The organism is Allobosea sp. BK604, from assembly GCF_004341515.1.
Taxonomy (GTDB): Bacteria; Pseudomonadota; Alphaproteobacteria; order Rhizobiales; family Beijerinckiaceae; genus Allobosea.
The window spans coordinates 471,793-498,141 of the sequence record NZ_SLZF01000003.1; the positions used below are offsets into that span (position 1 = coordinate 471,793).

The following is a 26,349-nucleotide window of genomic DNA, read 5'->3' on the forward strand; positions in this document are numbered from 1 at the left end:
CACCGGATATCGCCATGCCCGCCTCGCGAGACCTGATCGACCTCACCGCCTGCGCCGCCGTCGAGGCCCTCAAGCGCGAGGAGGTCAGCCCGCTCGAGCTGCTCGACGCCGTCGAGGCGCGCATCGCCGAGGTCGAGCCCCGGGTCAACGCGCTGCCGACGCTCTGCTTCGAGCGTGCCCGCGACCGTGCCAGGACGCTGATGGACAAGCCGGTGGCCGAGCGCGGCATTCTCGCGGGGCTGCCGCTGCCGATCAAGGACCTGACCGAGGTCGAGGGCGTGCGCACCTGCTTCGGCTCGCCGATCTTCGCGAGCAATATCCCGACTCGCTCGAACATCATCGTCCACACCATCGAGGGCCAGGGCGGCCTGGTCTTCGGCAAATCGGCCGTGCCCGAGTTCGGTGCCGGCGGGCACACCTTCAACGAGGTCTTCGGGATGACCCATAATCCCTGGGACCATGGCAGGTCCGCCGCCGGCTCGTCCGGCGGCGCGGCCGTCTCGCTCGCCACCGGCATGGCCTGGATCGCCCACGGCAATGATCTCGGCGGCTCCTTGCGCACGCCGGCAAGCTTCTGCGGGGTCGTCGGCTTCCGGCCGAGCCCGGGCCGGATCGCACGCGATCCCGGCACCACCGTTGACAGCCTGCTCGGTGCCGAGGGGCCGATGGCGCGCACGATCGCCGACGCGGCGCTGTTCCTCGATGCGCTCTGCGGCGAGGATGCGCGCGACCCGATCTCGCTGCCGCGGCTGTCCGAGAGCTTTCTCTCCGCCGCGCAGAACCCGCGCAAGCCGCGCAAGGTCGCCTTCAGCGCCGATCTCGGCATCACCCCGGTCGATCCCGAGGTGGCCGCGATCTGCCGGGCGGCGGCTGAGAAGCTCAGTGGCGAGGGCGTGATCGTCGAGGAGGCACATCCCGACCTCTCCGAGGCGCATGAGGCCTTCCAGGTGCTGCGCGCGCATTTCTTCGCCGCGAGTCACGGGCCGAAGCTGCGCGACTATCCGCACCTCCTCAAGCCGGAGATGATCTGGAACGTCGAGAAGGGCCTGAAGCTCACCATGCCTGAGCTGCTCAAGGCCGAGGCGCAGCGTGCCGAGCTCATCGCCCGGACCATCGCCTTCTTCGACGAATACGACTTGCTGCTGACGCCGACGGCGATCGTGCCGCCCTTCCCGAACGCGCTGCGCTATGTCGAGGAGTGCAACGGCCAGCGCTTCGAGACCTATATGGACTGGCTTGCCATGGCCTATGCGATCACGCTGACCACGGCGCCGACCCTCTCGATGCCTTGCGGCTTCACCGCGAGCGGCCTGCCGGTCGGCATGCAGGTCGTCGCCAGGCCGCGCGGCGAGCTGAGGCAGCTCGCCTATGCCGCCTTCATGGAGCCGATCTTCGGCGCGGCACTGAAGCGTCCGATCGATCCGCGCTGAGATCCGCCGGCCGGTCTAAACCGCCGGCGGAAAGCTCGGATTGCCGTATGGATAGTAGTCGGTCAGCGTGAGATTCTCGTAAGGCAGCGCTTCGAGACGGACCGTGCCCATGAATGGCTGTGGCGGCTCGACAAGCAGGATTGTCGGCGCGAAGCCGCTATCGTCGAAGCCGCGGCGGAAATGCGCACGCGACTTGATCGCGATCACATCGAACGCACCGGGCTCGAGGCCGAGCTGCCACAGCTCCGACGGCTCGACGATCTGCACGAGATAGGGGCTGAGCACCAATACATTGCCCTTGCCGAAGCTGACGCAGATCCATTCATTGCCCTTGCCGCGCGCCGCGTCGACCAACTGTACGGTGCCGGAGACGCGGACAGGCGCGCCGGCCGAGTCATCGAAAACTCCGCCGATCTCCGCATCGAACGGATCGCCCGGCTTCGCACCGGCGGCCAGCACGGAGCGAACGGCATCCGGCGAGGCGATGGTTGCGATCAGCGCGCGTTCCAGTTTCTGCGCGACGATCTCCTGCAGGAGCCAGGTCGCATAGCCCGAGCGGTCGCTGTAATCGGCGAGCACCACCGGCGATTTGCCGGCCGTCACGGCTTCGCGGGCGAGCGCGACGCCGTCCTTCATCGGGTGGATCTTGACGGTGTTGAGGAGCGCGTCGCGCCGCCGCCAAATCCAATCCGCCATATCGCGGATGACACGATCGGCAAGCTCCGGATCGTCATGCGTCAAAACCTGCAGGCCCATCCCGGCATCGGGCACATCAGACCAGGGGAAGCCGAAGAAGACATTGACGAAGACGTCAGGCTCGCGCGCCTCCCAGATCAGCGCCCGCTGAATCAGATCGGACCAGGGCGAGGCGCCGGTCCACATCACGACGGTCGGTGCGATGATCGGAACGCGCAACGTCCGGGTCACCGGCCTGAAGCTGCCGCGGATCGCCCTGACGAGCATCCGGGCCGCGCGTTCACCTTGCAGGTGCATGTCGTAATGCGGGAAATATTTGACGCAGAAGGCCATGTCGGCCTGCTCAAGGAAGGCCTCGTCCTCATTGCCATGCGGATCGAACGTCGCCGAGAGAAAGACGTCCTTGCCGACGACCTCGCGAACGCGCCGCGCGATATCGGCCTCGGGACGCGGTACGCCGCGCACGGCCAGCGCCCCGTGCAGCGCCAGGTAGACGCCGTCGAGTTTCGGCTGCGCCTTCAATTCCGCGATCATGATGCCAAGGAAATGCTCGTAGGCATCCTTGGTGACCCAGCCCGATCCGGTGCCGGTAATCGGCCAGAGCGGCGAGGTGATGCCGACCAGCTCGACATCATCATATTCGCGCGCGACCTGCACGAAGCCGCCCATATAGCCCTTCGGGTCGGTCGCCAGCAGCGCTTCGCCGCTGGCCGGCGAGCCCGGATAGATGAAATCCTGCCGCGTGGTGTCGTTCGGGAGGAAGGTGACCGTCTCATGGGCGAATTGAAGAACGGCAATACGAATCCGGTGGGTCATACTGGCTTCACATCGTAGAATTGGGCGAAGCCGATGCGCGGGCTGGTCAGCCCACGATAGGCCGTCTTCTCGTAATAGGCGCCCAGCGGAATATAGGGCACGTCGACGAAGAACTGCTTCTGGATCTCGGCGCAGATCGCCTTCTGCTCGGCGAGGTCCTTGGCACCGAACCAGTCGAGGCGAAGGTCTTCCAGCCGCTGTGACTTTGGCCAGCCGAACCAGGCCTGGTCGCCATTGCCGCGGATGCCGAGCTGGCTCGCCGGATCGAAATTGTTGGTACCGTTGAGATAGGTGAAGAAGATGTTCCAGCCGCCCTTGTCACTGGGCTGCTTGCTCGCGCGGCGCTGGACGACGGTGCCCCAGTCGCTGGAGACGAGGTCGATATTCACGCCGGATTTCTGCAGGGCATCCGCCGCCACCAGCGCCAGCGCATGGGTCGAGGGATAGTCGGTCGGATCGAGCATCACCACGCGCTCGCCCTTGTAGCCGGCCTCCGCGAGCGCGCGCTTGACTGCCGCGAAATCCCGCTTGCCGACCAGGACATCCGTTCCCGCCGTAGTCGCCAGTGGCGTATCGGGGCTGAACACGCCGACATGGTCCTTCCACAGCGAGCGCTCTTCGCCGGCGACCGAGGTCATGAATTCGGTCTGGTCGATGGCCCCGAGCAGGGCCCGCCTGATCGCCGGATTGTCGAAAGGCGGATGCAGCGAATTGAAGCGCAGGCAGCCGATGCCGCCGGCAGGGTCGAGCCCTTCGAGCTTCACGCCGGCCTTGGCCTTCAGGACCGACAGGAGGTCGGGCGTCGGGTTTTGCCACCAATCCACCTCGCCGGCGCTCAGCGCGTTCGCCGCAGTCGAGGGGTCGGGCATGATGCGCCATTCGACCCGGTCGAAGAACACGGTCTTGGGGCCGGCCGTGAAGGTGGCGGAGCCGCCCTGGCGCGGAACATAGCCGGCAAATTTCTCATAGACCGCCAGCGCGCCGGGAATGCGTTCGTCGGCTTTGAAACGGAAGGGGCCGCTTCCGACCATCTCCGTCACCTGCTTGTTGGGATCGGTCACCGCGAAGCGTTCGGGCATGATGCACGGCATCGACGTGCCGGTCTTGCCGAGCGCCGCCGGCAGCAGCGGGAAGGGCCGCTTCAGGCGGAAGGTTACCACGCGATCGGATTCCGCCGACAGTTCGTCCGTCGCATCCATCAAGGCGCGGCCGAAAGCGTCGCGGGCAGCGAAGCGACGGACGCTCGGCACGACGTCCTGCGCCCGCACCGGCTCGCCGTCATGGAAGCGCAGACCCTCGCGCAGCGTCAGCCGCCAGAGCTTGCCATCGTTCTCGATGCTGTGGCCGGCGACCATCTGCGGCTCGAAGCCGTAATCGGCATTCTGCCCGTAGAGCGTATCGAAGACGAGATAGCCGTGATTGCGTGTCACGGTCGCCGTCGTCCAGACGGGATCGACGATCGCGATATCCGCCTCGGGCACGAATTTCAGCACCTTGGCGGGCTGTGCGAGACTGGGCTTTGCAATCGTGGAGACGGCAGCGCCAGCGGCGACACCAAGAAATGTACGCCGCTTCATGGCTGGGACCTTCCATTGGAGCAGATGGAACGATCTGGGATCATCGCGAGCCGCCGTAGTCTTAGCGTCTTGATCCTAGAGCGCGGCAAACGACAAGTGCAAGCCGTGTGGTGCGCCCCGGCTTGCGTCCAGGGTTTGTGAGTCTTCGGCATGTCCTGGGGCTCCCGATGCACCTCATCTCGCTACGCAAGTTTCATGCTGCCGCTCGGCAGGGATGCTTGCCGACGCGCGCGTGGTGGATGGCGTTCGGGCACGCGCTGAATGTCCGCTGGTCGCGCTGAACGGGAACATGTTGGCACGACGATCTGCGCGAAGCGGGGCTTGCCTCGACCAGATCAAAGGCAGATGGCGCGGGTAGACCACAAGAAAATGGGCGGACGTCGTGATGACGCCGCCCAGATCCAGTTCGAATATCTACGCCGATGCCGCTTCACGCAGGAGTTTGAACGCCATGCGAATTTCGGCTGTCATGTAGGCTGGCTGCTCCCAGGCCGCGAAATGCCCGCCCTTCGGAAGTGTGTTGAAGTGGATGAGATTGGGATACGCCTTCTCCGCCCAGCTCTTTGGCGCTTCGAACATCTCGTCCGGGAAAACGCTGCAGGCCGTCGGAAGTTCGACGCCTTTGGCCGCAAAGAAGGAGGTTCCTGCGACCGTGTTCTCCCAGTAAAGCCGCGCCGCGGAAATCGCTGTGTTCGTGAGCCAGAACAGCGTGACATTGTCGAGAATATCGTCCCGGCTTAGCCCCTCGTCCGCGCCAGCGAAAATTCGCGCGATCAGATCATGACTTTTCCAGTCATGATCGATCATGAATGCTGCAAGTCCGACCGGCGAATCCACCAGCCCGGTCAGCGTCTGCGGACGAGTGCCCATCATGAAGGCATAGGCGAACTTGTTCTCTCGAACCTGCTCGCAGGCCTTCCTCTCTTCCGGCGAAAGACCGGCCGGCAGCTCATTGCCGGACCAGATCGCGGCGTCGACCTCCTTCGGGATCACTTCGGGCATGTTGGTATGGATGCCGAGCAGCCCTTTCGGCCTCTGAACGCCCATGAAGTTGACGACGATCGAGCCCCAATCGCCGCCCTGCGCCAAATATTTCGGGTAGCCAAGGCGAGTCATGAGTTCAGCATAGGCGCGCGCGATCCGCTCCGGGTTCCAGCCCGTTGTGGTCGGCTTGCCAGAAAAGCCGTAGCCCGGCATGGACGGAATCACGACGTGAAAGGCATCGGCCTCGCTTCCGCCATGCGCTGTGGGGTCAACCAGCGGATCGATCAGCTTCAATTGCTCGATGATCGAGCCCGGCCAGCCATGGGCGATGAGAAGCGGAACGGCTTCCTTATGTTTCGACGCGACATGAATGAAGTGAAAGTCGAGACCGTCAATTTCTTAAGAAAATTGGGATAGGAATTGATCTTCGCCTCGACCTTCCGCCAATCGTAGTCATCCGCCCAATACCGCGCAAGTTCCTGGATAGTTTCGAGCTTGACGCCTTGCGACTGATCCGGAGCCGTTTCTCTGTCCGGCCAGCGAGCCGCTCTGACGCGCCGCTTTAGCTCGACCAGCTCATTCTCTGGAATACTGACTTGGAATGGACGGATCGGTGTGTCCGTCTTGGGAAGAACGATCAGTGCGTCAGTCAGTCCAGTCTGTTCGCCCGGCATCTCCGCAAAGGGCGCCGCCCGTTGCGTGGTGAGGTGTTCATTCTGCTGAGGGTTCGACATACTGCTTCTCCCACCCGCCGAGCAGGTGCCATTCGACCGTCGGCGAGCATGAATTGCCGGCCGACAGGGCCGGCGCTGCTGCTTCGCGATGGAGTCAAAGAAGGCCGATCAACGCGTCACAAGCTTTCAAATCGATTGTGACGGCGAGCCAAGCTATCAGGCTTGGCAGCTGTCGGTCTTATAACTTTTTGTTGCTTGCGGCGGACTAGCTCGCCTCTCACGCATCGAGGCGGCATCCATGAGCGAAGCTTGCGGTTATCGATGCCTCACCGCTGAGTGCCCATGCCAGAACGCTGCGCGAACCAGACATCCGCCGGGGCAAGCTCCGTGAGGAAACTCACAGTCGCTACCTCGATCAAGTGGGATGGTGACACCGGGTTGCTGCCCCAGATCAACGCATGGCGCGGCGCCGACGCAGGTCCGGCACCTTCCGTCAGCAGACGCGGACTGCATCGAAGAAGCGCTCGCGCTTTGCGAAGCAATTCTCGATCTGGGGTCCGCCCCCATTGGTCAAGCCCTCAAAACCCGGATCAAGGAGGGAGTTCGATGGCCGAGTCCAGAATGCCGAAGCCGATCCAGTTCGCTGGAATGTGCGCACTCCTCGCTGCCGCGATTTTCATCGCTACGCAGCACGCACCAGCCCCACACCAGTCGGCGGTGATGGCGACGACGACACCGTCGATGTCGCCGCTCGAGATCATGATCCGAAACAACGAGCCGCTGCCGGTTGAAGTCTGGGATGCCTCCTGAAGGAGGCATCGGATCTCGCCTCTGCCAGGTACTGACCGCTACCGGCGGGCGTTCGCCAAGCCCGGGTTTCCGCGCCAGGCATCGACCGACATGGTCGGCAGGTCGAAATAGTCGCGCGTGGTCGCATAGCCGTGTCCGCCCATGCGCCCGATCGCGTCGAGGGCGCCGGGATCGACATAGTGCCTGTCGGCATCGACCGTATCGGCGCGGAAATGCGCGTAGACGACCTCGCCCAGAATGATCTCGCGCGAATTGCCGATGCCGAGCGTCGTGTGATGGCGGCATTCGAAGGCCGCCGGCGCCTGTCCGATCCAGGGACAGGGCACCTTGATGCCCGGCATCGCGGTCAGCCCCGCCTCGGCGAGCTCGTCCGCGCCCGGCTCGAACGGCACGGCGCAGATATTCATGCCCTCGAGCAGGGCGTCCGACACGATGTTGACGGTGAAGGCCAGCGTCTCCCGCACATTGCGGCCGGTATCCTTCTGACCGCCGGCCGGGCGATATTCGACGCCGAGCGCGAGGATCGCGGGATCGGCTGAAAGGCAGTTGAAGAAGGAGAAGGGCGCGGCGTTGACGATGCCTTGCGCGTCCACCGTCGTCACCAGCGCGATCGGTCGCGGCACAACCGCCCCGATCAGCAGCTTGTAGCGCTCGCGCGGCGTCAGCGCCGCGAAATCGAAGGTGACGATGCCGGGTGCCTCCTGGCTCCCGCGGGGCAAGGCCGGTTGAGCGGTCACGATGGGGTCAATCCTTCGCTGAGGGCATAGGGCGCGAGCACGTCGCGGATATCACGCTCGACGCGGGGGCTGAGCAGCGCGCGCGTCACGACCGAACGCAAATGATGGTCCATCAGATCGGTCGCCCGGGCGGCATCGCCCTGGCGCAGGGCTTCGATGAGCTGCCGGTGCTCGGAGACGGCGCATTCTGAGGAATGCGGCCGGCCATAGATCGCCAGGATCAGCGAGCAGCGCGACGAGGATTCCTGCACATAGCGCAGCAACAGCGCATTGCCGGTCATCTCCGCAAGCTTGATGTGGAACTCGCCGGAGAGTCGGATCGATTCCGGCCCGTCCTGGCCATGGGCCTTTTCCTCGAGCAGGACATGGGCTTCCAGCTCGGCCGCCTGGGCGTTGGTGAGCCGGCCGGCCAGGGTCTCGGCCACCAGGCGCTCGAGGCCACGGCGCACGTCGAAGACGTCGCGCGCCTCCTCCAGCGTCGGATAGGCGACCGAGGCGCCCTTGTTCGGCTTCAACTCGACCAGGCCTTCGATGGCGAGACGCCCGAAGGCCTCGCGCACCAGCGTGCGGCTGACGCCGAGCTGCTCGCCGATCGAGTCCTCCGGCAGCTTCATGCCGGGCTTCAGCGCCTGCTCGATGATGGCGCGCCGAAGCGCTCTGTATACCGATTGCGCGCGCAATCCGGGGGCACGTGATTCCGACATGGTGGCCGTTCTTCGCGTTGATTCCGAGAGTTGGGACACGCTCGATGCCACGGGGAGGCGCTCCGCTCCAGTTTTTCTCTTGTGCTCAATAATCGCATACAATACGATCCGATTATCGTATGCAAGATTGATTAGTAATCGCACACGAAATGCCGCCTAAAGCATCATCCTGGCTAAAATGGCGGCAGCGCGAGGGGCAGCGGGCCGGACGAGCGCAAAACGCGCCACGGCTCATCGAGAGGAGAATCCGATGAAGAAGCATTGGCTACTGGCGGCCGTTGCGGCTTTCGCGCTCAGCGGCGCGGTCGAGGCGAAGACGCTGAAATGGGGCGCGGCGCGCGAGATCGCCTCACTCGATCCCTATTCCTTCGGCGAGACCTTCACGCTCGCCGTGCTGAACCATGTCTATGAGGGATTGGTGCGCTATACCGGCGATCTCAAGATCGAGCCGGCGCTGGCCGAGTCCTGGGAGACTGTGTCGCCGACCGTCTGGCGCTTCAAGCTGCGCCAGGGCGTCAAGTTCCACAACGGCAACCCGTTCACGGCCGATGACGTCATCGCCTCGCTGGCGCGGGTGACGCATGAGTCCTCGCCGCTCAAGGGCAACCTGCCGGCCTATAAGAGCTCGAAGAAGATCGACGACTACACGGTCGAGATCGAGGTCAACGGCCCCTACCCGCTGCTGCTGAACGACCTGACCAACATCTACATCTTCGACAAGGAATGGATGGAGGCGAACAACGCCTCGCTGCCGACCGATGCCGGCAAGGGCGTCGAGGGCTATGCCACCAACAATGCCAACGGCACCGGCCCGTTCAAGGTCGAGAGCCGCCGCGCCGATTCGAAGACCGTCTTCGTCAAGAATGAGAGCTGGTGGGACAAGCCGCAGCATAATATCGACCGGATCGAATTCACGCCGATCACCTCGGCCTCGACCCGCGTCGCAGCGCTGCTCTCCGGTGAGATCGACTTCACCAATGTCGCGCCGCTGCAGGATCTGCCGCGGCTCTCGGCCTCGCCCGACGTCAAGGTGCTGCAGACCAACGAGCTGCGCACGGTGATCTTCGCCTTCAACCTGAAGGATGCGCTGGTCGAAAGCGACGTCAAGGACAAGAACCCGCTCAAGGACAAGCGCGTGCGCGAGGCGCTCTACCGGGCGATCGACATCGACGCGGTGCAGAAGCGCGCCATGCGCGGCCTCTCGCGCAATACCGGCGCGATCGTCGCTCCCGCCATTCCCGGTTATGTGCCGAAGATGGACGAGCGGCTGCCCTTCGACCTCAATGGCGCCAAGAAGCTGCTGGCCGATGCCGGCTATCCCAACGGCTTCTCCTTCCTGATGAACTGCAACACCGACTCGCTGGTCAACGAGGAGGAGTTCTGCCAGGCGGTCGCCTCGATGTGGTCGCGCGCCGGCCTCAAGCCCAATCTCAACATGGCGCCGCGCAGCCAGCAGACGCCGAAGCGCGTCAAGGGCGAGTTCGACGTCATCTCCTTCGGCTGGGCCAACGAGCCGATGATCGACGCCTATTCGATCCTGGTGCAGGTGATGCGCTCGAAGAGCGGCACCGGCGGCGTCTTCAACTGGGGCAATTGGGGCGATCCGCGCATCGACGCACTGACCGACAAGGCCGGCGTCGAGCTCGATAACGCCAAGCGCATCCCGATGATGACGGAGGCGCTGATGATCGCCAAGAACGAGCACCTCTTCATCCCGATGCACCAGCAGCCGATGGCCTGGGCCATGGGCAAGGCGGTGGAAGCGACCGTCCAGGCCTCGGACAACAAGCCGCGGCTCTGGCTGACCAGGATGAAGTGAGAGGCTCGCCCTCGAACCGGCGCGTCATTCTCGGGCGAAGCGAAGCCCGGACCCGAGAATCTCGCGACGGAAGGGCGCTGGTGTCCGAGATGCTCGGGCCGAGCCCGAGCATGACGAGCCTGCAATAACCGCCAACTTCGGAGCTTGCGACCCGATGCCGGCCTTCCTGTTCAAGCGATTGCTCAACGCGGCCGGCGTCATGCTCGCCGTCGCCTTCCTCGCCTTCCTGATCTTCCGCTTCGTCGGCGACCCCGTCGAGCTGATGCTGAACGAGCAGGCGAGCCAGGCGCAGCGCGACGAGCTCAGGGCCCGGCTCGGCCTCGACAAGGGCTTCGCGCTGCAATTCGCCACCTTTGTCGGCAATGCGCTGCATGGCGATTTCGGCATTTCCTTCCGCAACCAGCAGGATGTCTTCACGCTGATCGCCGAGCGTTTCCCGGCGACCTTCGAGCTCGTGCTGGTCGCGACTGTCCTGTCGCTGGCGGTCGGCATTCCGCTCGGCGTCTACACTGCGATCCGGCGCGACAGCCTGCCGGCCAAGGCGCTCCAGTTTCTCTCCGTGCTCGGCGTCTCCCTGCCGAGCTTCGCCGTCGGTATCCTGCTCATCCTGCTGTTCTCGGTGACGCTGCAATGGCTGCCGGCCTTCGGCCGCGGCGAAGTCGTGCAGATCGGCTGGTGGAGCACCGGCTTCCTGACGCCATCCGGCCGGCGCGCTCTGATCCTGCCCGGCATCACGCTCTCGCTGTTCCAGATCACGCTGGTGATGCGGCTGGTGCGGGCCGAGATGCTGGAGACGATGCGGACCGACTTCATCCGCTTCGCCCGCGCCCGCGGCCTCAAACTGCGCGCCATCCATTTCCGCCACGCGCTACGCAATTGCCTGATGCCGGTCATCACCGTGACCGGCCTGCAGATCGGCAACCTGATCGCCTTCGCGCTCGTGACCGAGACCGTGTTCCAATGGCCGGGCATGGGCCTGCTCTTCGTCCAGGCGGTGACCTTCGTCGATATCCCGGTGATGGCGGCCTATCTGATCGTCGCCTCCTTCATCTTCGTCTCGCTCAACACGCTGGTCGACCTGGCCTATGCCTTCGTCGATCCGCGCCTGCGCGACGACGCCATCTCGGGGGCGGCCAATGCGCACTGACGCTGCAAAGCCCGGCCGTCTGCGCCGCTTCCTCGACAGCGATATTGGCTGGAGCTTCCGGCGCACGCCGGCCGCCTGGATCTCGGCGCTGGTGCTCGTGCTGCTCGTCGCCACGGCCTTCCTGGCGCCGCTGATCGCGCCGCAGAACCCCTATGACCTCAGCCAGATCTTCATCGACAAGGCCGAGATCCCGCCGATCTGGAGCGCCGATGGCGAATGGCCCTTCCTGCTCGGCACCGACCCGCAGGGGCGCGACGTGCTCTCTGCGATCCTCTACGGCACGCGCATCTCGCTGATCATCGGCTTCGCCAGCGTCGTCGTCTCGATGACGATCGGCGTCACCATCGGCCTCGTCGCCGGCTTCCATGGCGGGCGCATCGACAACCTGCTGATGCGGCTGGGCGACACCGTGCTCTCGATCCCGACGCTGCTGATGGCGATCCTGGTCAGCGCGATCTTTCGCGAGCTCCTGCCGCCGGCCCTGCGCGAGCCTTTCGCGGCCCTCGTGCTGGTGCTTTCCATCTCGCTGACCAACTGGGTGCAATATGCCCGCACCGTGCGCGCCTCGACCATGGTCGAGCGGCGCAAGGAATACGTGCTGGCCGCGCGCATCATCAAGGTCGCGCCGTCGCGGATCATGCGCCGGCACATCCTTCCGAACACCCTGACTCCGGTCATGGTCGCGGCCACGCTCAATCTCGGCCTCGCCATCCTGTCCGAAGCGACGCTCTCCTTCCTGGGCGTCGGCATGCCGATCACGCAGCCCTCGCTCGGCACCTTGATCCGCATCGGCAACCAGTACCTGTTCTCCGGCTCCTGGTGGCTGGTCGTCTTCCCGTCGCTGCAGCTCGGCCTGATCGTCTTGAGCGTCAATCTGCTCGGCGACTGGCTGCGCGACGCGCTCAACCCGAAACTGAGGTGATGGGGATGCGGCATGACGTGCGCACGCCGGCTTTCCCTTCTCTCCCTGCGGGAGAAGGTGGCCCGAAGGGCCGGATGAGGGGTCGCGCCGCCCTGAATCACTCTCGCGAGGTGCGGCGTCGCCAGCGATCGATGTCGCGCGCCCACTCACCCCAACCCTCTCCCGCAAGGGGAGAGGGGGCAGGTCACGCCTGACAAAACGAACGACCAAAAGGAAACGCCTGCAATGACCGCCTCCCTTCTTCTGCGCAATGTCCGCCCCTATGCCGGAGCGACCATCGACATCCTGATCGAGGGCGGCCGCATCACCCGCATGGCGCCGGATATCCAGGCGCCCGCCGGCATCACCGTCGAGGAAGGCCGCGGCGAGATCGCGCTCCCCGGCCTGGTCGAGGCGCATACCCATCTCGACAAGAGCCTCTGGGGCCAACCCTGGTACGTCAACGAGGTCGGCCCCCGGCTGCTCGACAAGATCGACAACGAGCGCGAGAACAAGAAGCGCCTGGATATCGATCCCGCACGCCAGTCGGCGCGGCAGAGCATCCAGTCCTCGCTGATGGGCTCGACCCATATCCGCAGCCATGTCGACGTCGACACCGAGCACGGCATGTGGGGCATAGAGGGAGTGATGCGCACCCGCGACGGCTACCGCGACATCGTCGACATCGAGCTCGTCGCCTTCCCGCAATCGGGCTTGCTGCGCCGGCCGGGCACGCTGGAACTGATGGACGAGGCGATGAAGCTCGGCGCCGAGATCGTCGGCGGGCTCGATCCCTGCACGATCGACCGCGATCCGAAGGGTCATCTCGACGCCGTCTTCGAGCTTTGCCAGCGCTACGGCAAGCCGCTCGATATCCATCTGCACGAGCCCGGCGAGGTTGGCGCCTTCTCGATGGACATGATCATCGAGCGCACCCGCGCCCTCGGCATGAAGGGCAAGGTCACGATCAGCCATGCCTTCTGCCTGGGCACGCCGGACCCGGCGCTGATCGACCCGCTGATCGAGCAGCTCGCCGAGCTTGATATCGCGATCATGACCACGGCGCCGGCGAGCCGGCCCGCTCCGCCGGTGAAGAAGCTGCTCGCCGCCGGCATCCGGGTCTGCTCGGGCTCGGACGGCATCCGCGACACCTGGGGGCCCTATGGCAATGCCGACATGCTGGAGCGCGCCATGTTCGTCGGCCTGCGCAACAATTTGCGCCGCGACGACGAGCTGCGTCTGGCGCTCGACGTCTGCACCACCGAGGGTGCCAAGGTGATGGATCTCGCCGGGTACGGGCTTGGCGAGGGCTGCGTCGGCGACCTTGTGCTGCTGCCAGGCGAGACGGTGGCGGAGGCGATCGTGACGCGCTCGCCCAAGCGCCGCGTGGTGAAGCGCGGCAAACTCGTCGCCCGCGACGGCGTCTCGATCAGGACTGCGCCGTGACGCTGCGAGCTGCCGAAAGGCCGAAGGGCCGCACGCTCCTGACCGCACGCTGGCTGGTCGGCCATCGCGACGGCCGCCATGTCCTGATCGAGAATGGCGAGATCGTCTTCGAGGATGGCGCGGTCACCTTCACCGGCCACGGCTTTGCCGGCGAGGTGGCGCGCCGGATCGACTATGGCAACGCCCTGATCGGCCCCGGCTTCGTCGATCTCGACGCGCTCTCCGACCTCGACACCACGATCCTCGCCTACGACAACCAGCCCGCCTGGAAGAAGGGCCGCGTCTGGCCGCGCAGCTATCTCGATGCCGGCCCGTACGAGATGTATTCGCGCGAGGAACTGGCCTTCCAGAAGAAGCATGCCTTTGCCACGCTGATCCGCAACGGCATCACCACGGCCCTGCCGATTGCCTCGCTCTTCTATCGCGAATGGGGCGAGACACCGGAGGAGTTCGGCGATGCCGCCGAGGCCGCGGCAGCTCTCGGCCTGCGCGCCTATCTCGGCCCGGCCTATCGCACGGGCAATCAGGTGGTCGAGGCCGATGGCAGGATCACCACCCATTACGACGAGGCGCGCGGGCTGAAGGAGCTCGATGCTGCGATCGCCTTCTGCGAGCGTTTCGAGGGCGCGGCCGGCGGGCTGGTCCGGACCATGCTGGCACCGGACCGGATCGAGACCGCGAGCGAGGATCTGATCCGGCGCACAGCGGCTGCCGGCCGGTCGCTCAACGTGCCCGTTCGCCTGCATTGCTGCCAGTCGAAGATCGAATACGAACTCGTCCTCGCCCAGCACGGCATGAGCCCGCCGGAATGGCTCGACAAGCTCGGCTTCCTGAGCGAACGGACGTTGCTGCCGCACGGCACCTATGTCTCCGGCAGCAGGCACATTGCCCGTCCCGGCCGCGACCTCGAGATCATTCGCGATGCCGGCGCGACCATCGTGCATTGCCCGCTGGTCTCGGGCCGGCACGGCAATGCCATCGACCATTTCGGGCGCTATCGCGAGATGGGCCTGCGGATCGGGATGGGCACCGATACCAGCCCGCCCGACATGATCATGAACCTGCAGGTCGGCATGATCCTCGCCCGCGTCATGGCCGGCAGCGCCACGGCCGTGCGCAGCGAGGACTATTACGATGCCGCCACGATCGGCGGGGCCGACGCGCTGGGGCGCCCCGATCTCGGCCGCCTGCACCCGGGCAGCCGCGCCGACATCACCGTGTTCGATCTCGACCGGCCGCATCTCGGCCAGGTCATCGATCCGATCCAGACCATGCTGCTCGCCGGCCATGGGCGGGATATCTCGACCGTGATCATCGATGGCCGCTTCGTCATGCAGGATCGCGTCATCCCCGGCCTCGACGAGGCCAAGGACAAGGCCCGCGCCCAAGCCCAGTTCGAGGGCGTGATGGCCCGTTATCCCGAGCGCACGTTCGGCCATCCGCCGGCGAGCGAGATCTTCTCCTCGAGCTATCCTGTCGAGCGGAAGGAGGCCGTGGCATGAACGCGATGACGTCGGCGCCGCTGCTCTCGGTGCGTGACCTGCGCATCGTCTTCGACGGGCGCCATGGTCCGCTGACGGCGCTCGACGGCGTCTCCTTCGACATCGCCCCGGGCGAGATTCTCGGTGTGGTCGGCGAATCCGGCGCCGGCAAGTCGCTGACCGGCACGGCCGTGATCGGCCTGCTCGATCCGCCCGGCCGGATCGCGGGCGGCAGCATCCATCTCAACGGCCAGCGCATCGACAACCTGCCGGCCGAGGCCATGCGCAAGCTGCGCGGCCGCCGGATCGGCGCGATCTTCCAGGACCCGCTGACCTCCCTGCACCCGCTGCTGACGGTCGGCGAGCAATTGGTCGAGACGATCACCACCCATCTCCCGGTCGGCAAGGCGGAGGCGCGGGGGCGCGCGCTGCAATTGCTCAGAGAGGTCGGCATTCCCGCGGCGGAAACGCGGATCGACCAATATCCGCACCAGTTCTCCGGCGGCATGCGCCAGCGCGTCGTCATCGCGCTCGCGCTCTGCGCCGAGCCGAGCCTGATCATCGCCGACGAACCGACGACGGCGCTCGACGTCTCCATCCAGGCCCAGATCACCACCTTGCTGAAGCGCCTTTGCCGTGAGCATGGCACCGCGATCATGCTCGTCACCCACGACATGGGCGTGATCGCCGAGACGGCAGATCGGGTCGCGGTGATGTATGCCGGCAACGTGGTCGAGATCGGCCCGGTCGATGAGGTGACGCGCCGGCCGCACCATCCCTACACCGCCGGGCTGATGGCCTCGATCCCGAGCATCCATACACGGCATCAGCAACTGCATCAGATCGACGGGGCGATGCCGCGGCTCAACGCCATCCCGCAGGGCTGCGCCTTCAATCCGCGCTGTGGCCGCGCCGAGCCCTTCTGCCGCGACGTGAAGCCCGGCCTGCCCGGCAGTTCGCACGCCGCGGCCTGTCATTTCCCGCTGACGGAGCCGGCCCATGCCTGAGCCGAGCCCGATCCTCACCGTCTCCTCGGCTTCCTGCCGCTTCGATGTCTCTCCCCCAGTGCTGACCCGGCTCATCTCGCGCGAGCCGCGCCGCATCCTGCGCGCGGTGGAGAATATCTCCTTCACCGTGGAGCGCGGCACGACCTTCAGCATCGTCGGCGAATCCGGCTGCGGGAAGTCGACGCTCGCGCGCATGGTCGTCGGCCTGCAGCGACCGACTGAAGGCGCGCTGCATTTCCACGATATCCGCCGCGCCGATGGCAGCCTCGGTCCGCCGCGCGTGCAGATGATCTTCCAGGACCCCTATGCCTCGCTGAACCCGCGCTGGCGCGTCGGGGACGTCATCGCCGAACCGATCCGCGAGCTCAATCTGCGGCCCGACGAGGCCGCTGTCACCGAGCGCGTCGGCGACCTGCTCGAGATCGTCGGGCTGTCGCGGGCCGATGCCGAGCGCTATCCGCATGCCTTCTCGGGCGGGCAGCGCCAGCGCATCTCGATTGCCCGCGCCCTCGCCACCGAAGCGGATTTCCTGGTCTGCGACGAGCCGACCTCGGCGCTCGACGTCTCCGTCCAGGCGCAGATCCTCAACCTGATGGTCAGGCTGCAGAGGGAATTCGGGCTGACCTACCTGTTCATCAGCCATAATCTCTCGGTGGTCCGCCACATGTCTGACCAGTTGGCGATCATGTATCTCGGCCGCTTCGTCGAGAGCGGCCCGGCCGAGGCGATCTTCCAGCGTCCGCGCCACCCCTATACGCGCCTCCTGCTCGACACGATCCCCGATGTCGAGCGACCGAACCGGCAGCGCAAGCCGATGTCCGGCGAGGTGCCGAGCCCGATCGCTCCGCCGCCGGGCTGCGCCTTCCATCCGCGCTGTCCGATCGCCGTCTCCGATTGTTCGGCAAGTGCGCCCGTTCTTCAGGCGCTGGACGAGCGCCTGGTCGCCTGCCATCGGCCGGCCTGAGCGTGACCAGGCCCATGCGTATCGCCCTGATCAACCCGAACACCACCGCCTCGATGACGCGGAAGATGGCGGCTGCCGCCAGCGCCGTCGCGGGCCCCTCGACTGAGATCGCGGCGATCACCGCCGCGATGGGGCCGGCTTCGATCGAAGGATATTACGACGAGGCGCTGGCCGTTCCCGGCTTGCTCAAGGAGTTGCGTAACGCCGAGGCCGGGGGCGCCGACGCCGCCATCATCGGCTGCTTCGACGACACGGGACTCGATGCCGCGCGTGCGATGTCCACCATTCCGGTGCTTGGCCTCTGTGAAGCTGCCTTGTCGCTGGCCGGCTTCCTTGCCAAGCGGATCTCCGTCGTGACCACGGACCTGCGGGCGCGCGTCCCGATCGAGGAACTGGTCGAGCGCTACGGAATGGCCGGGAAGGTGCGCGTGCGGGCGGCCGGCATTCCCGTGCTGGAACTCGACAACCCCCGCTCAACCGCCATATCCCGCCTCAAGGCGGAGATTGCGCAGGCGCTCGAAGCGGACAATGCCGAAGCGATCGTGCTGGGCTGCGCCGGAATGGCCGATCTTGCCGCTTCGCTGCAGCAGGAATTCGGCGTCCCGGTCATCGACGGCGTGGTCGCGGCGGCGAGGCAGGCCGAGGCGCTGGTGAGCCTGAACCTCAGGACGAGCAAGCGCGGAGCTTACGCCTATCCGGCGCAAAAGGCTTACAGCGGTTACCTATTCGACAAGTAGGACGCGCTGATCGCCCCGGCGACGCTGGATAGCGTGGGCTACGAGGCCTTGGTTGCGACCTGTCGGCGCCCCGCTCCGCGGATGAACTGCATGAATGCCGGAGGGATCTCGATCGGGGATTGAGCTGCCTGAACGATGTCGAACTCGGCAATGGCCTGAGTCAACATCTCGAATTCGCGCTCCTCATCGGAGCCTCTCGAGCAATTGATCAGCGCGGCAGCGCGCAAGATAGCGGCTTTACGCTCTTCATATGAGGAGATCATCACGGCGTCGGCTTCGGGCATAGCCACCTCCCCGTTTTGGATCCACTCCCTCTACGCTAACGGCCAAATATCGACTTGGCGAGTCTGCCGATTCTTCACCGCTCAGCGAAACGCTCCGGTTGCAGTGATCGCACCGCGCATTAGCATCGTCGTCGCAGATGTCGCGGTGTCTGATTCGTCGCCGTGCCCCCCGAAAACCCGCAGGATTGGCAGTGACCATGGCCGTTCATCGCTTCGCTCCGACCAGCTACTCGAACGTCATCGGTACCCAGCCCGCGGTCCTCACCGTCGCGAGCGGCGATACGATCATCACCACGACGCTCGATGCCGCCGGCTTCGACCATGAGGGCGCGCAGCGCGCGCCGCGCGGCAACCCGATGACCGGCCCCTTCTCCGTCGAGGGCGCCGAGCCCGGCGACGCGCTGATCGTGACGATCGACCGGATGACGCCGAACCGCAAAACCGGCTGGACCTATTCGCCGGTCTCGCAGCAGGTGGTCGATCCGCGCACGGTCGCGGATCTGCCGAAGAGCGAGCGCTTCGAATGGTCGATCGATGCCGCCGCCGGCACGGTCCGCCTGATCGGCGGCTCCGCGCGCATCGCCGGCTGGAGCTTTCCGTTGACGCCGATGATCGGCTGCTTCGGCGTGGCGCCGGAGCGCGGCCAGGCGATCTCGACCGCGACCAGCGGCCCCTATGGCGGCAACATGGACTATCGCCGCTTCGCGCCCGAAGCGAGCATCGCCTTCCCGGTCTCGGTTGCTGGCGGACTGTTCTTCCTCGGTGACGGACATGCCTGCCAGGGCGATGGCGAGATCGTGGGAACCGGTATCGAGACCAGTTTCGAGATCGAGTTCACCTTGCACCTGCGCAAGAATGCGCCGGGGCGCTGGCCGCGCTGCGAAACCGCGACCGAGATCATCACGCTCGCGAGCGGGCGCCCGCTCGACCAGCCGCTTCAATTCGCCACGACCGAGATGATCCGCTGGATCGTCGAGGATCTTGGCGTCGACGCCGTCGAGGCGAGCCATCTGTTGGGCCAGATGGTGCGCTACGACGTCGCCAACGTCTTCAACCCCGCCTATTGCGTCGCCTGCCGGCTGGAGAAGAACGAGATCACCAGCCGGATGTCTCTGCGCGGCGCGCCCTAGGCTCTGCGGCAGACCAGGCGTCTCGAGCGCGATCCGGAGGAAACCTGGAGTTCACTATCCGCTGCTGTCGGCATGATCATCGCGCGGCCGATGATCGGCCCCCCTTGCATCGTACAACGCCGGCGCTAGGGTTCCGCCTGTCGGGGGAGCGCCGACAGGGGAACGACAATGTTTAGTGGCGCAGCGGAGTTGATTACGCAGTCGGGCAACCGGATACCTCTCACAGTCGATATGGTCGGCACGGATGGCCGAGGACGCATGGGTCGCCTGCGCTGCGACACCTCCGCTCTCGAACCGACCGTCCTTCAGCGTCCGCTCAAGCTGCAATGCCAGGACGGGACGAGCGTCGATATCGCCGTCACGAACTATAGCGGCTCGCATATCTCCTTCGTCGGCCGGCTCGCTGTCTGAGACCTGAGCGGCCGGTTGCAGGGAGCAGCGGGCAGGAGCGGCTGCGCGCCTGTGCTGCATCCTCTGGCCCGGTTCTGATCGCGGCCAGATTATCGGACCGGATATCGTATCCGGTCTGATGAGTCAGTTCGTTGTTTCGCAGCGGCTTTTTCCGAAAACCGCAATCCAGTTTTCGGGCTGACGATCTATTGTTCGGCTTGCCCGCTGCCGACCGCCACGACCTCATTCCGGTCGACATCGGATGCCGGCTCGACCGTGCGCGCCGGCGGCTTCGCCTCTGGCGGCTCGCCTTCCGCCGGCGCAGGCCTGGGGCCCGACGCCTTGCCGCACAGGGCCAGCATCGCCCGCGCGATCTCGGCCTCGCCCATGATCGTCAGCGTCGCGCCACATTTGGTCAGGTGCTCGACCTCGGCTTCGGAATGGGCCCGGGCGACGATCGGCAGCGTCGCATTCTCGGCGCGCGCCTGCTGGCTGACCTGGCCGGCCTCGAAACTTTGCGGAATCGCGATGAACAGCCTCTTCGCACGGCCGAGGCCTGCCGCGCCGAGCACGTCCGGATCGGCCGCGTTGCCGACGATGAGCTCGGCGCCATCGCGCTCGGCCGCGGCCATCGCGTCGGATTGGTCCTCGATCACCAGGATGGTCTCGCCCTGCGCGATCAGCCCGGCACCGAGCAATGAGCCGACGCGGCCATAGCCGACGATGACGATATGACCCTCCAGCGCGGTCGGCGCGATGTCGCGCTCCGGCTCGGATGTCGGCTCCGGCTCGGACGGCGCGGAAGGACCGGCCGGCTTCGCCTTGGCCGGCGCCGCCTCGCTCGCGAAGCGGTCGACCGCGGCGAACAGGATCGGGTTGAGAAGGATCGACAGGATGGCGCCGGCAAGGATCAGGTCGCGGCCCTGTTCCGGCAGGATCGCCAGGGAGACGCCGAGCCCGGCGAGGATGAAGGAGAATTCGCCGATCTGCGCCAGGCTCGCCGAGATCGTCAGCGCCACCGCATTCGAGCGGCCGAAGGCGCGCACGATCAGCCAGGCCGCCAGCGTCTTGCCGAGCAGGATGATCGCCAGCGTCGCCAGCAGCGGGCCGGGCGCGCGCAGCAGGATGCTCGGATCGAAGAGCATGCCGACCGAGACGAAGAATAGCACGGCGAAGGCGTCGCGCAGCGGCAGGGTCTCTTCGGTCGCGCGCTGGCTCAGCGGCGACTCGCTCAGGATCATGCCGGCAAAGAAGGCGCCAAGCGCAAAGGAGACGCCGAACAGGCTCGCCGCCATGAAGGCGACGCCGAGCGCGATCGCCAGCACCGCCAGCCGAAACAGCTCGCGCGAGCCGGTATGCGCCACCCAATGCAGCACCCAGGGAATGACGCGCCGTCCGACGACGAGCATGAAGGCCATGAAGGCGACGACCTTGGCCAGCGTCAGGCCGAGCACGCCCCACAGGCCGAGATCGAACTGCGTCGCGAGCGGGCCGGCCGAGCCGGGGCGCGCACCGTTGATCGCATCGGCCACCGCCGGGATCAGCACCAGCGCCAGGACCATCGCCAGATCCTCGACGATGAGCCAGCCAACCGCGATCTTGCCCTTGTCGCTCTGGACCAGGCGCCGCTCCTGCAACGCCCGCAGCAGCACGACGGTGCTCGCCACGGAGAGCGCCAGGCCGAAGACCAGGCCCGCGGCAAGGTTCCAGCCGAGCCAGAGCCCGAGACCGAGGCCGAGCAGCGTCGCGACGCCGATCTGCGCGATCGCGCCCGGCACCGCGATCGCCTTCACCGAGAGCAGATCCTTCAGGGAAAAATGCAGGCCGACGCCGAACATCAGCAGGATGACGCCGATCTCCGCCAGCTCATTGGCGAGGTTCTGGTCGGCGACGAAGCCGGGCGTGAACGGCCCGACCGCGACGCCGGCGAGCAGATAGCCGACGAGAGGTGAGATGCGCAGCTTCTGGGCGAGCGCCCCGAAGACGAAGGCAAGGCCGAGGCCCGCGACGAGGATGGCGATCAGCGGGCCGTGATGCATGTGTCTCCCGGACAGATGAGGAATGGAGGGTGTCGTCCGGACCTTGGCGGCTGGGAGGGCGGATTTCAACCACCGCCCGGCCTTTTCCGGCCATGCGCAAGCCCAAAAGAGCCCGGGCGTGGCGACCCAATTGTCGCAGCGTCAGGTTTTCGGCTTTTCGAGCAGGATCTGCCCCTGCTTCTCGACGCCGAGCTTGAGCTTCTCGGCGAAGACGGCGAGCACCCAGGGCAGCATCACCTCGACGCGCACCAGCGTCTCCTCGACCTCGAGCCGCCCCCGCACGGTGTAGCCGAGCGCCGCGACGCCGAATTGCAGCGCGTCGCCGCTCCACTCTTCCTCGACGAGCTGCATTTTCACCATGCCGAGCTTGTCTCGGATGCGGTCGATGCCGTCGCGCAGGCGCCTGAGCGCCGCCTCGCGTCCGAGTTCGTGGGAAATGGTGATGCTGACGGGCTTGGCCATGGTGCTCGCGGATCGTTGGACGACGCCCTAATCAATGGCGATCGCAAGGCCCGATTTCCAGCACCCGGGCGGCCGACATATCGATGGGTGGAACTCGAGCAGGCACGCGCTGCCGGCCTGCGCCAAGGGCGGGGCTCAGCTGAAACGCTCGTGCAGCGCCTTGTAGCCATGCTCGGTCACGCGCCAGCGGCCACCTTGCGGCTCGACGAAGCCGAGCTCCCTGAGCGTGAGCAGAACCGTATCGCCGAAGATGAAATGGCTGGTCTCTTCCTCGAGGCTCTCGAGCGCGATCCATTCGGGATCGGTCATCAGGGGCATCAGCGAAGAAAAGGCGTGCTGTGTGTCCATGAGTGTCTCCTCCTCAAGCCAGATGGGACGCCAGGGAACTCGCATCGAATCTTGGCTGCCTCATGGCCGCATCCCGGCTGCAACAAGCCTTAGCCGGCGACTTCGTGAAGCTTTCTTCTCCTGGGCGGAACCGCGCCCCCGATGCCTCGTTCATGAGCCATGGACACATTCAGGAACGGAGGCTCCGCGATGGCGACACCCGGCAACAAATTCCCGCCCGACGTGCCGAAGGACTGGGACGAGTCCAAAGACGAAATCAGCAATGCCGCCGAGGGTTTGGCTGCCAAGGCCAGCGATATGGCCGGCCGCGCCGGCGACACGGTCAAGGACGGTTACTATCGCGCCAAGGAAGCGATCGGCGATCCCGGCGAGACGGTGCGCGAGGTCGGCCGCTACGCGCAGGAAGGTAGCGAAACCGTGATCCGCAGCGTCGAGCGCCATCCGGTCGTCGCCTTCGGACTGGGGGCGCTGAGCGTCGGCTTGATCGCCTGGGCGGCCATGCGCCCCGCGGCGCCGCAATGGGAGCCCGACTACGGGCGCCTGCGCCGACTCTTCTCCGACTATGGCGGCGATGATGCGCTCAAGGCCGGCGAGAGCGCCTTGAAGAGCGGCCAGGGTTGGCTGCAGACATATGGCAGCCAGGCGCAGGACTATGCCCGCGACGGCGGCCGGCTCCTCGCCAGGCGCACCGAGCGCGAGCCGCTCGCTGCGCTGCTCGGCATCGGCATCGCGGTCTATGTGCTCGGCTCGCTGCTGAGCAGCGGCGCGAGCGAGCCCGAGCCGCAGCCCCGCCGCCGCAGCACGAAGCGGTGACGCAAAAAACCCGATGGACCTGGGCGGGTCCATCGGGTTGAACTGACCTTGTGAGCCGGCGAAGGCCGGTTCAGGCGGTCGCTGCTGGGCTCACCACCAGTAGCCGCGGCGACCGTAGTAGCCGCCGTAATAGGGGCCGCGCGCAGCCGAGGCGGCGATGGCGCCGCCGACAACACCGGCTGCGACGCCAGCCGCGACTGCGCTGCCGGCCTCGTTCGAAGCGCGACGGTTCTCGACGTAGTTCGCCGAACGGCACTGCTGGTAGGCGCGGGTGCCCGGACGGAAGCCCTGCGCCTCGCAGGTGACTTCGGCGTCGACCATCGATTCCTGCGCGGTCTGGCAACCGGCGAGTCCTACTGCCAAAAGTCCGGCGATAACAATTGCACGCATGTGGACGTATCCTTTCAGCCACCCAGTTACTTGGAACGCATAGAGGTCTGGGCGGCTATGCGTCAAGATGAGCTTCCGAGCTAGGCTTAAAGGGACGAGTCCTGGTTGCAGGACTCGCTCAGCGTGCCTGACGCGCCGGCTTCTCCACCGCCGCCTTACCGGAGCGGCTCAGCGACGTGATCTCCAGGGCCGGCTTGCCGGATTTCTCGGCAATGAGCTTGTCCTGTTCTTCGATCGCCTCGCGAGCCGGCTCGTCGCCATCGAGCCCGCCCAGAAGCGATGTCGGGACTCGGCGATTGGATGAGCGCGAGCCGTCGCTATAGACGACGTCGAACAGCGCGAATTCCGCGTCGAGCGGTTTCGACTTCTTGCGAGCCATGATGATGTCCTCGTGCGGAGCGCGATAGGCCCGCAGGCGACCAGCCGGACGGCCAGCCGCGGGTTTCGATCGGGTGGCTCCGCATAGAGCAGGTGCCGACCGGGTTCAATGCGGAGCGATGTCGCTCTGCCCGACCGGCCGATTGAGGATTTGCGACATCGCCCCGCGCCATGCGAAATGGCGCGACCGACATCTCAGCCCGACGGGATGAAGCATGCTGCGATCTCTCTTGTTCCTTGTCCCTGCCTCCGCGCTGGGCGCCTGCGCGATTCCGAACTCCGCCTCGAATGCCGTGGTTGTCACCGAGACCAAGGCGATCGTGGAAAGCTGCAAGCGCATTGGCGACACCAACGGCGACAGCGGCGTCAGCCAGGCGCTGCTGCTCGACCGGGCGCGGGACAGCGCGCTCAGCCGGCTGAAGATCCGCGCCGCCGAGGCGGGCGGAACGCATGTCCTCTCCTCCGTCGCCGATCCGAAATGGAAAGGTCCGAGCACCGACGGTGTCATCTACAAATGCGGCTGAGCAGCCTCGCTCCGGCCAGGAGATGACGGAATCGTCTTTGCGGCGTTGTCATCAACCCGCACTCTGACTCATCATCCGGCAACGGACGATTCGAACGAGGCTGGCGATGCGGGCTCAGATTCGGGCATGGGCCCTGTCATGCATGGGGCTGATCGCGGCAGCGGCGCCGGCAGGTGCTGCGCCGCTGATCATGTCATGCGCCTATGTCGACGGCACGCCCACGACGGGCAATCGCGACGTCTTCATCAACCAGATCATCATCGACTCGGACAAGCCGATGATCACGATCCGGGTCGCGCAGACCATCGGCACGACAGCGCCATGGGAATGGATCTATGACGACCTGAACGGCAATTCGCTCGTGGTGATCGGGCTCAAGGATGGCAGCTTCGCCGCCTCGGCCACACGCTCCGGCAGCGTCTCCTCCTTCATCTATACCAAGCCGTCCGGCGTGCTGATCTGGAGCTTCACGACGCGCTACGGCGCCGAGGCCTATCGCTTCACCTGCCGACCCTGAAACGGACGCCCTGTTCACGCGTGGGTCGACGGCGAAACGCCGTCGACCGCATCGCACGATATCGGCCGGCCGGACCGATCAGCTCTTCAGCTTGGCGTTGCACTGGCTCCAATAGCCGCCGCCCTTCTCGATCCATTTCAGCTCGCCATTGGCGTTCTTTTCCTTGTTGGCATTGTATTGATCGGCGCAGGTCTTCAGGCGCGCCTTGCCCGGCGATTCGCTCGAATACTTCTCGGCGACAGCGCGCGGGAACACAGCGGCGCGCGCCCGCCCGGCCGGAGCGGCCGCGGGGCGAGCGGGGGTGGCGGGCGCGGCCGCCGTCGTGGCGGCCCCGGCCCGGGCCGGAGCGGACGGTGCGGCCGGCGCAGCCGCGGGTGTCGCGGGAGTGGCGGGCTCGCTCACGGCCGATGCCGCATCCGCCTCGGACGCATCGTCATCGCCGCACTGGGCCTTGCGGAAGTCGTTCCACTTCTGACCCTTGAGCGTGTTGTTCTTGCGCGCCTCCTGATACTTGACGCTGCATTCCTTCATGGTCAAAGCCAGCGTCGGCGACGCCGAGAGGCCCGCAAGCGCAAATGCCGACGCAGACACCAGGATCATTTGTCTAAGCATGGAATCGTCTCCGTATTATCCGGCGACTTCGCCGGTGCCGGAATGGCACTCCTTTCTAGGCAGCATAGCAAGCGATTTGATGACCACGGCCTGAACGCAGTCGTAATCTTCGCTTCAGGTTGATCCTGCGCTGCGGAGACCGGCGGCCAACGCTCATTTACCGGGTGTTAACCCTTTTCTTCGCCTCATGAGTAAAGTCTTCTGAGAGGGCTGGGGCTCAGGAAGGAAGATGAGATGTACGATTTCAACCCCGATCCGAACGCAACCGATCTCCTGGTCGGGCGTCCAGTTTCAGATGTCGAGCGCGATCTGATCCTGGCCACGCTGAGAGAGACCAACGGAAATCGCACGCACGCTGCGGATATTCTGCGCATATCGATTCGCACCTTGCGCAACAGACTCAGCCTTTACGCTGCGGAAGGCCATGACGTGCCTGAGCCGGGACTGTCGGCGCATTGACCATGCGATTGCCGGAGCCGAATCGCTTGCCTGCGACCGGCATTGGAATGCTGCATCAGCGAAATCGAAACGC

General features: G+C 65.7%; 27 protein-coding genes and 2 pseudogenes. 16 read left to right on the forward strand and 13 right to left on the reverse strand.

Going from position 1 to position 26,349, the window contains the following annotated elements:
* The first annotated feature begins 14 nt into the window (after window positions 1-14).
* Window positions 15-1,430 (forward strand): amidase, encoded by a 1,416-nt coding sequence (locus EV560_RS11655; protein ID WP_131855911.1) that lies wholly within the window; start codon window positions 15-17, stop codon window positions 1,428-1,430.
* 15 nt (window positions 1,431-1,445) lie between these two features.
* Here the strand turns inward: EV560_RS11655 and EV560_RS11660 are convergent, their stop codons facing one another.
* The 4 genes and pseudogenes from EV560_RS11660 to EV560_RS36860 form a co-directional block, all read right to left on the reverse strand.
* Window positions 1,446-2,942: a M81 family metallopeptidase gene (locus tag EV560_RS11660; RefSeq protein WP_165923420.1), complete on the reverse strand. Its 1,497-nt coding sequence runs from the start codon at window positions 2,940-2,942 to the stop codon at window positions 1,446-1,448.
* Window positions 2,939-4,519, reverse strand: coding sequence for an ABC transporter substrate-binding protein (locus tag EV560_RS11665; protein ID WP_131855912.1), 1,581 nt, complete (start codon window positions 4,517-4,519; stop codon window positions 2,939-2,941). Before EV560_RS11665 ends, EV560_RS11660 begins: the two co-directional genes overlap by 4 nt.
* Window positions 4,520-4,933: 414 nt before the next feature.
* Window positions 4,934-5,797: an alpha/beta fold hydrolase gene (locus EV560_RS11670; protein WP_465247004.1), complete on the reverse strand. Its 864-nt coding sequence runs from the start codon at window positions 5,795-5,797 to the stop codon at window positions 4,934-4,936.
* A 63-nt stretch (window positions 5,798-5,860) separates the two neighbouring features.
* A pseudogene (locus tag EV560_RS36860) lies at window positions 5,861-6,237 on the reverse strand (epoxide hydrolase N-terminal domain-containing protein); the annotation flags it as partial.
* 546 nt (window positions 6,238-6,783) lie between these two features.
* Between EV560_RS36860 and EV560_RS11675 the strand changes: the two are divergent.
* Complete coding sequence (locus EV560_RS11675) at window positions 6,784-6,987, forward strand: hypothetical protein (RefSeq protein WP_131855913.1); 204 nt, start codon at window positions 6,784-6,786, stop codon at window positions 6,985-6,987.
* 38 nt (window positions 6,988-7,025) lie between these two features.
* Here EV560_RS11675 and EV560_RS11680 read toward each other — a convergent pair whose 3' ends face one another.
* Together EV560_RS11680 and EV560_RS11685 are read right to left on the reverse strand one after the other, a co-directional pair.
* Window positions 7,026-7,724, reverse strand: coding sequence for a flavin reductase family protein (locus EV560_RS11680; protein ID WP_248311996.1), 699 nt, complete (start codon window positions 7,722-7,724; stop codon window positions 7,026-7,028).
* Window positions 7,721-8,428 carry a GntR family transcriptional regulator gene (locus EV560_RS11685; RefSeq protein WP_131855914.1) on the reverse strand — a complete coding sequence of 236 codons (708 nt, stop codon included), beginning with the start codon at window positions 8,426-8,428 and terminating at the stop codon, window positions 7,721-7,723. Before EV560_RS11685 ends, EV560_RS11680 begins: the two co-directional genes overlap by 4 nt.
* Window positions 8,429-8,678: 250 nt before the next feature.
* Here EV560_RS11685 and EV560_RS11690 point away from each other — a divergent pair, with 250 nt between their 5' ends.
* The 8 genes from EV560_RS11690 (at window position 8,679) to EV560_RS11725 (ending at window position 17,930) form a co-directional block, all read left to right on the forward strand.
* Complete coding sequence (locus EV560_RS11690) at window positions 8,679-10,247, forward strand: ABC transporter substrate-binding protein (RefSeq protein WP_131855915.1); 1,569 nt, start codon at window positions 8,679-8,681, stop codon at window positions 10,245-10,247.
* A gap of 154 nt (window positions 10,248-10,401) precedes the next feature.
* Complete coding sequence (locus EV560_RS11695; RefSeq protein ID WP_131855916.1) at window positions 10,402-11,394, forward strand: ABC transporter permease; 993 nt, start codon at window positions 10,402-10,404, stop codon at window positions 11,392-11,394.
* Window positions 11,384-12,316: an ABC transporter permease gene (locus tag EV560_RS11700; RefSeq protein ID WP_131855917.1), complete on the forward strand. Its 933-nt coding sequence runs from the start codon at window positions 11,384-11,386 to the stop codon at window positions 12,314-12,316. Before EV560_RS11695 ends, EV560_RS11700 begins: the two co-directional genes overlap by 11 nt.
* A gap of 225 nt (window positions 12,317-12,541) precedes the next feature.
* Window positions 12,542-13,741 (forward strand): amidohydrolase family protein, encoded by a 1,200-nt coding sequence (locus tag EV560_RS11705; protein ID WP_131855918.1) that lies wholly within the window; start codon window positions 12,542-12,544, stop codon window positions 13,739-13,741.
* Entirely contained in the window at window positions 13,738-15,243 is a 1,506-nt protein-coding gene (locus EV560_RS11710; RefSeq protein WP_248311997.1) for an amidohydrolase family protein, read from the forward strand. Before EV560_RS11705 ends, EV560_RS11710 begins: the two co-directional genes overlap by 4 nt.
* The gene (locus tag EV560_RS11715) at window positions 15,240-16,229 is read left to right on the forward strand and encodes an ABC transporter ATP-binding protein (RefSeq protein ID WP_165923421.1); all 990 of its coding nucleotides are present in this window, start codon (window positions 15,240-15,242) and stop codon (window positions 16,227-16,229) included. Before EV560_RS11710 ends, EV560_RS11715 begins: the two co-directional genes overlap by 4 nt.
* Window positions 16,222-17,193, forward strand: a complete 972-nt coding sequence (locus EV560_RS11720) for an ABC transporter ATP-binding protein (protein WP_131855919.1) — start codon at window positions 16,222-16,224, stop codon at window positions 17,191-17,193. The genes EV560_RS11715 and EV560_RS11720 overlap by 8 nt, the downstream gene beginning before the upstream one ends.
* A 14-nt stretch (window positions 17,194-17,207) precedes the next feature.
* Window positions 17,208-17,930 (forward strand): aspartate/glutamate racemase family protein, encoded by a 723-nt coding sequence (locus EV560_RS11725; protein ID WP_131855920.1) that lies wholly within the window; start codon window positions 17,208-17,210, stop codon window positions 17,928-17,930.
* Between the two features lie 38 nt (window positions 17,931-17,968).
* Here the strand turns inward: EV560_RS11725 and EV560_RS11730 are convergent, their stop codons facing one another.
* Window positions 17,969-18,214: a hypothetical protein gene (locus EV560_RS11730; RefSeq protein WP_131855921.1), complete on the reverse strand. Its 246-nt coding sequence runs from the start codon at window positions 18,212-18,214 to the stop codon at window positions 17,969-17,971.
* A gap of 197 nt (window positions 18,215-18,411) precedes the next feature.
* Here EV560_RS11730 and EV560_RS11735 point away from each other — a divergent pair, with 197 nt between their 5' ends.
* Both EV560_RS11735 and EV560_RS35740 read left to right on the forward strand, forming a co-directional pair.
* Window positions 18,412-19,344: an acetamidase/formamidase family protein gene (locus tag EV560_RS11735; RefSeq protein WP_131855922.1), complete on the forward strand. Its 933-nt coding sequence runs from the start codon at window positions 18,412-18,414 to the stop codon at window positions 19,342-19,344.
* A 258-nt stretch (window positions 19,345-19,602) separates the two neighbouring features.
* Window positions 19,603-19,755 carry a hypothetical protein gene (locus EV560_RS35740; protein ID WP_165923422.1) on the forward strand — a complete coding sequence of 51 codons (153 nt, stop codon included), beginning with the start codon at window positions 19,603-19,605 and terminating at the stop codon, window positions 19,753-19,755.
* Between the two features lie 185 nt (window positions 19,756-19,940).
* Here the strand turns inward: EV560_RS35740 and ybaL are convergent, their stop codons facing one another.
* From ybaL to EV560_RS11750, 3 genes are all read right to left on the reverse strand, one after another.
* Entirely contained in the window at window positions 19,941-21,773 is a 1,833-nt protein-coding gene (ybaL, locus tag EV560_RS11740) for a YbaL family putative K(+) efflux transporter (RefSeq protein ID WP_131855923.1), read from the reverse strand.
* A gap of 141 nt (window positions 21,774-21,914) precedes the next feature.
* Window positions 21,915-22,235 (reverse strand): polyhydroxyalkanoic acid system family protein, encoded by a 321-nt coding sequence (locus tag EV560_RS11745; protein ID WP_131855924.1) that lies wholly within the window; start codon window positions 22,233-22,235, stop codon window positions 21,915-21,917.
* Between the two features lie 135 nt (window positions 22,236-22,370).
* Window positions 22,371-22,583: a hypothetical protein gene (locus EV560_RS11750; RefSeq protein ID WP_131855925.1), complete on the reverse strand. Its 213-nt coding sequence runs from the start codon at window positions 22,581-22,583 to the stop codon at window positions 22,371-22,373.
* Between the two features lie 189 nt (window positions 22,584-22,772).
* Here EV560_RS11750 and EV560_RS11755 point away from each other — a divergent pair, with 189 nt between their 5' ends.
* The gene (locus tag EV560_RS11755; protein ID WP_131855926.1) at window positions 22,773-23,396 is read left to right on the forward strand and encodes a hypothetical protein; all 624 of its coding nucleotides are present in this window, start codon (window positions 22,773-22,775) and stop codon (window positions 23,394-23,396) included.
* A gap of 90 nt (window positions 23,397-23,486) precedes the next feature.
* Here the strand turns inward: EV560_RS11755 and EV560_RS11760 are convergent, their stop codons facing one another.
* Window positions 23,487-23,786, reverse strand: coding sequence for a hypothetical protein (locus tag EV560_RS11760; RefSeq protein ID WP_131855927.1), 300 nt, complete (start codon window positions 23,784-23,786; stop codon window positions 23,487-23,489).
* 118 nt (window positions 23,787-23,904) lie between these two features.
* Window positions 23,905-24,165: a hypothetical protein gene (locus EV560_RS11765; protein WP_131855928.1), complete on the reverse strand. Its 261-nt coding sequence runs from the start codon at window positions 24,163-24,165 to the stop codon at window positions 23,905-23,907.
* A 214-nt stretch (window positions 24,166-24,379) separates the two neighbouring features.
* Between EV560_RS11765 and EV560_RS11770 the strand changes: the two genes are divergently transcribed.
* Together EV560_RS11770 and EV560_RS11775 are read left to right on the forward strand one after the other, a co-directional pair.
* Window positions 24,380-24,688: a hypothetical protein gene (locus EV560_RS11770; protein WP_131855929.1), complete on the forward strand. Its 309-nt coding sequence runs from the start codon at window positions 24,380-24,382 to the stop codon at window positions 24,686-24,688.
* A 106-nt stretch (window positions 24,689-24,794) separates the two neighbouring features.
* Window positions 24,795-25,205: a hypothetical protein gene (locus EV560_RS11775; RefSeq protein ID WP_131855930.1), complete on the forward strand. Its 411-nt coding sequence runs from the start codon at window positions 24,795-24,797 to the stop codon at window positions 25,203-25,205.
* Window positions 25,206-25,283: 78 nt separating this feature from the next.
* Here the strand turns inward: EV560_RS11775 and EV560_RS11780 are convergent, their stop codons facing one another.
* Entirely contained in the window at window positions 25,284-25,817 is a 534-nt protein-coding gene (locus EV560_RS11780) for a hypothetical protein (protein WP_131855931.1), read from the reverse strand.
* Between the two features lie 264 nt (window positions 25,818-26,081).
* On the opposite strand from EV560_RS11780, the pseudogene EV560_RS11785 reads away from it, so the two are divergent.
* Window positions 26,082-26,276, forward strand: a pseudogene (locus tag EV560_RS11785) (helix-turn-helix domain-containing protein); the annotation flags it as partial.
* Between the last annotated feature and the right edge of the window lie 73 nt (window positions 26,277-26,349).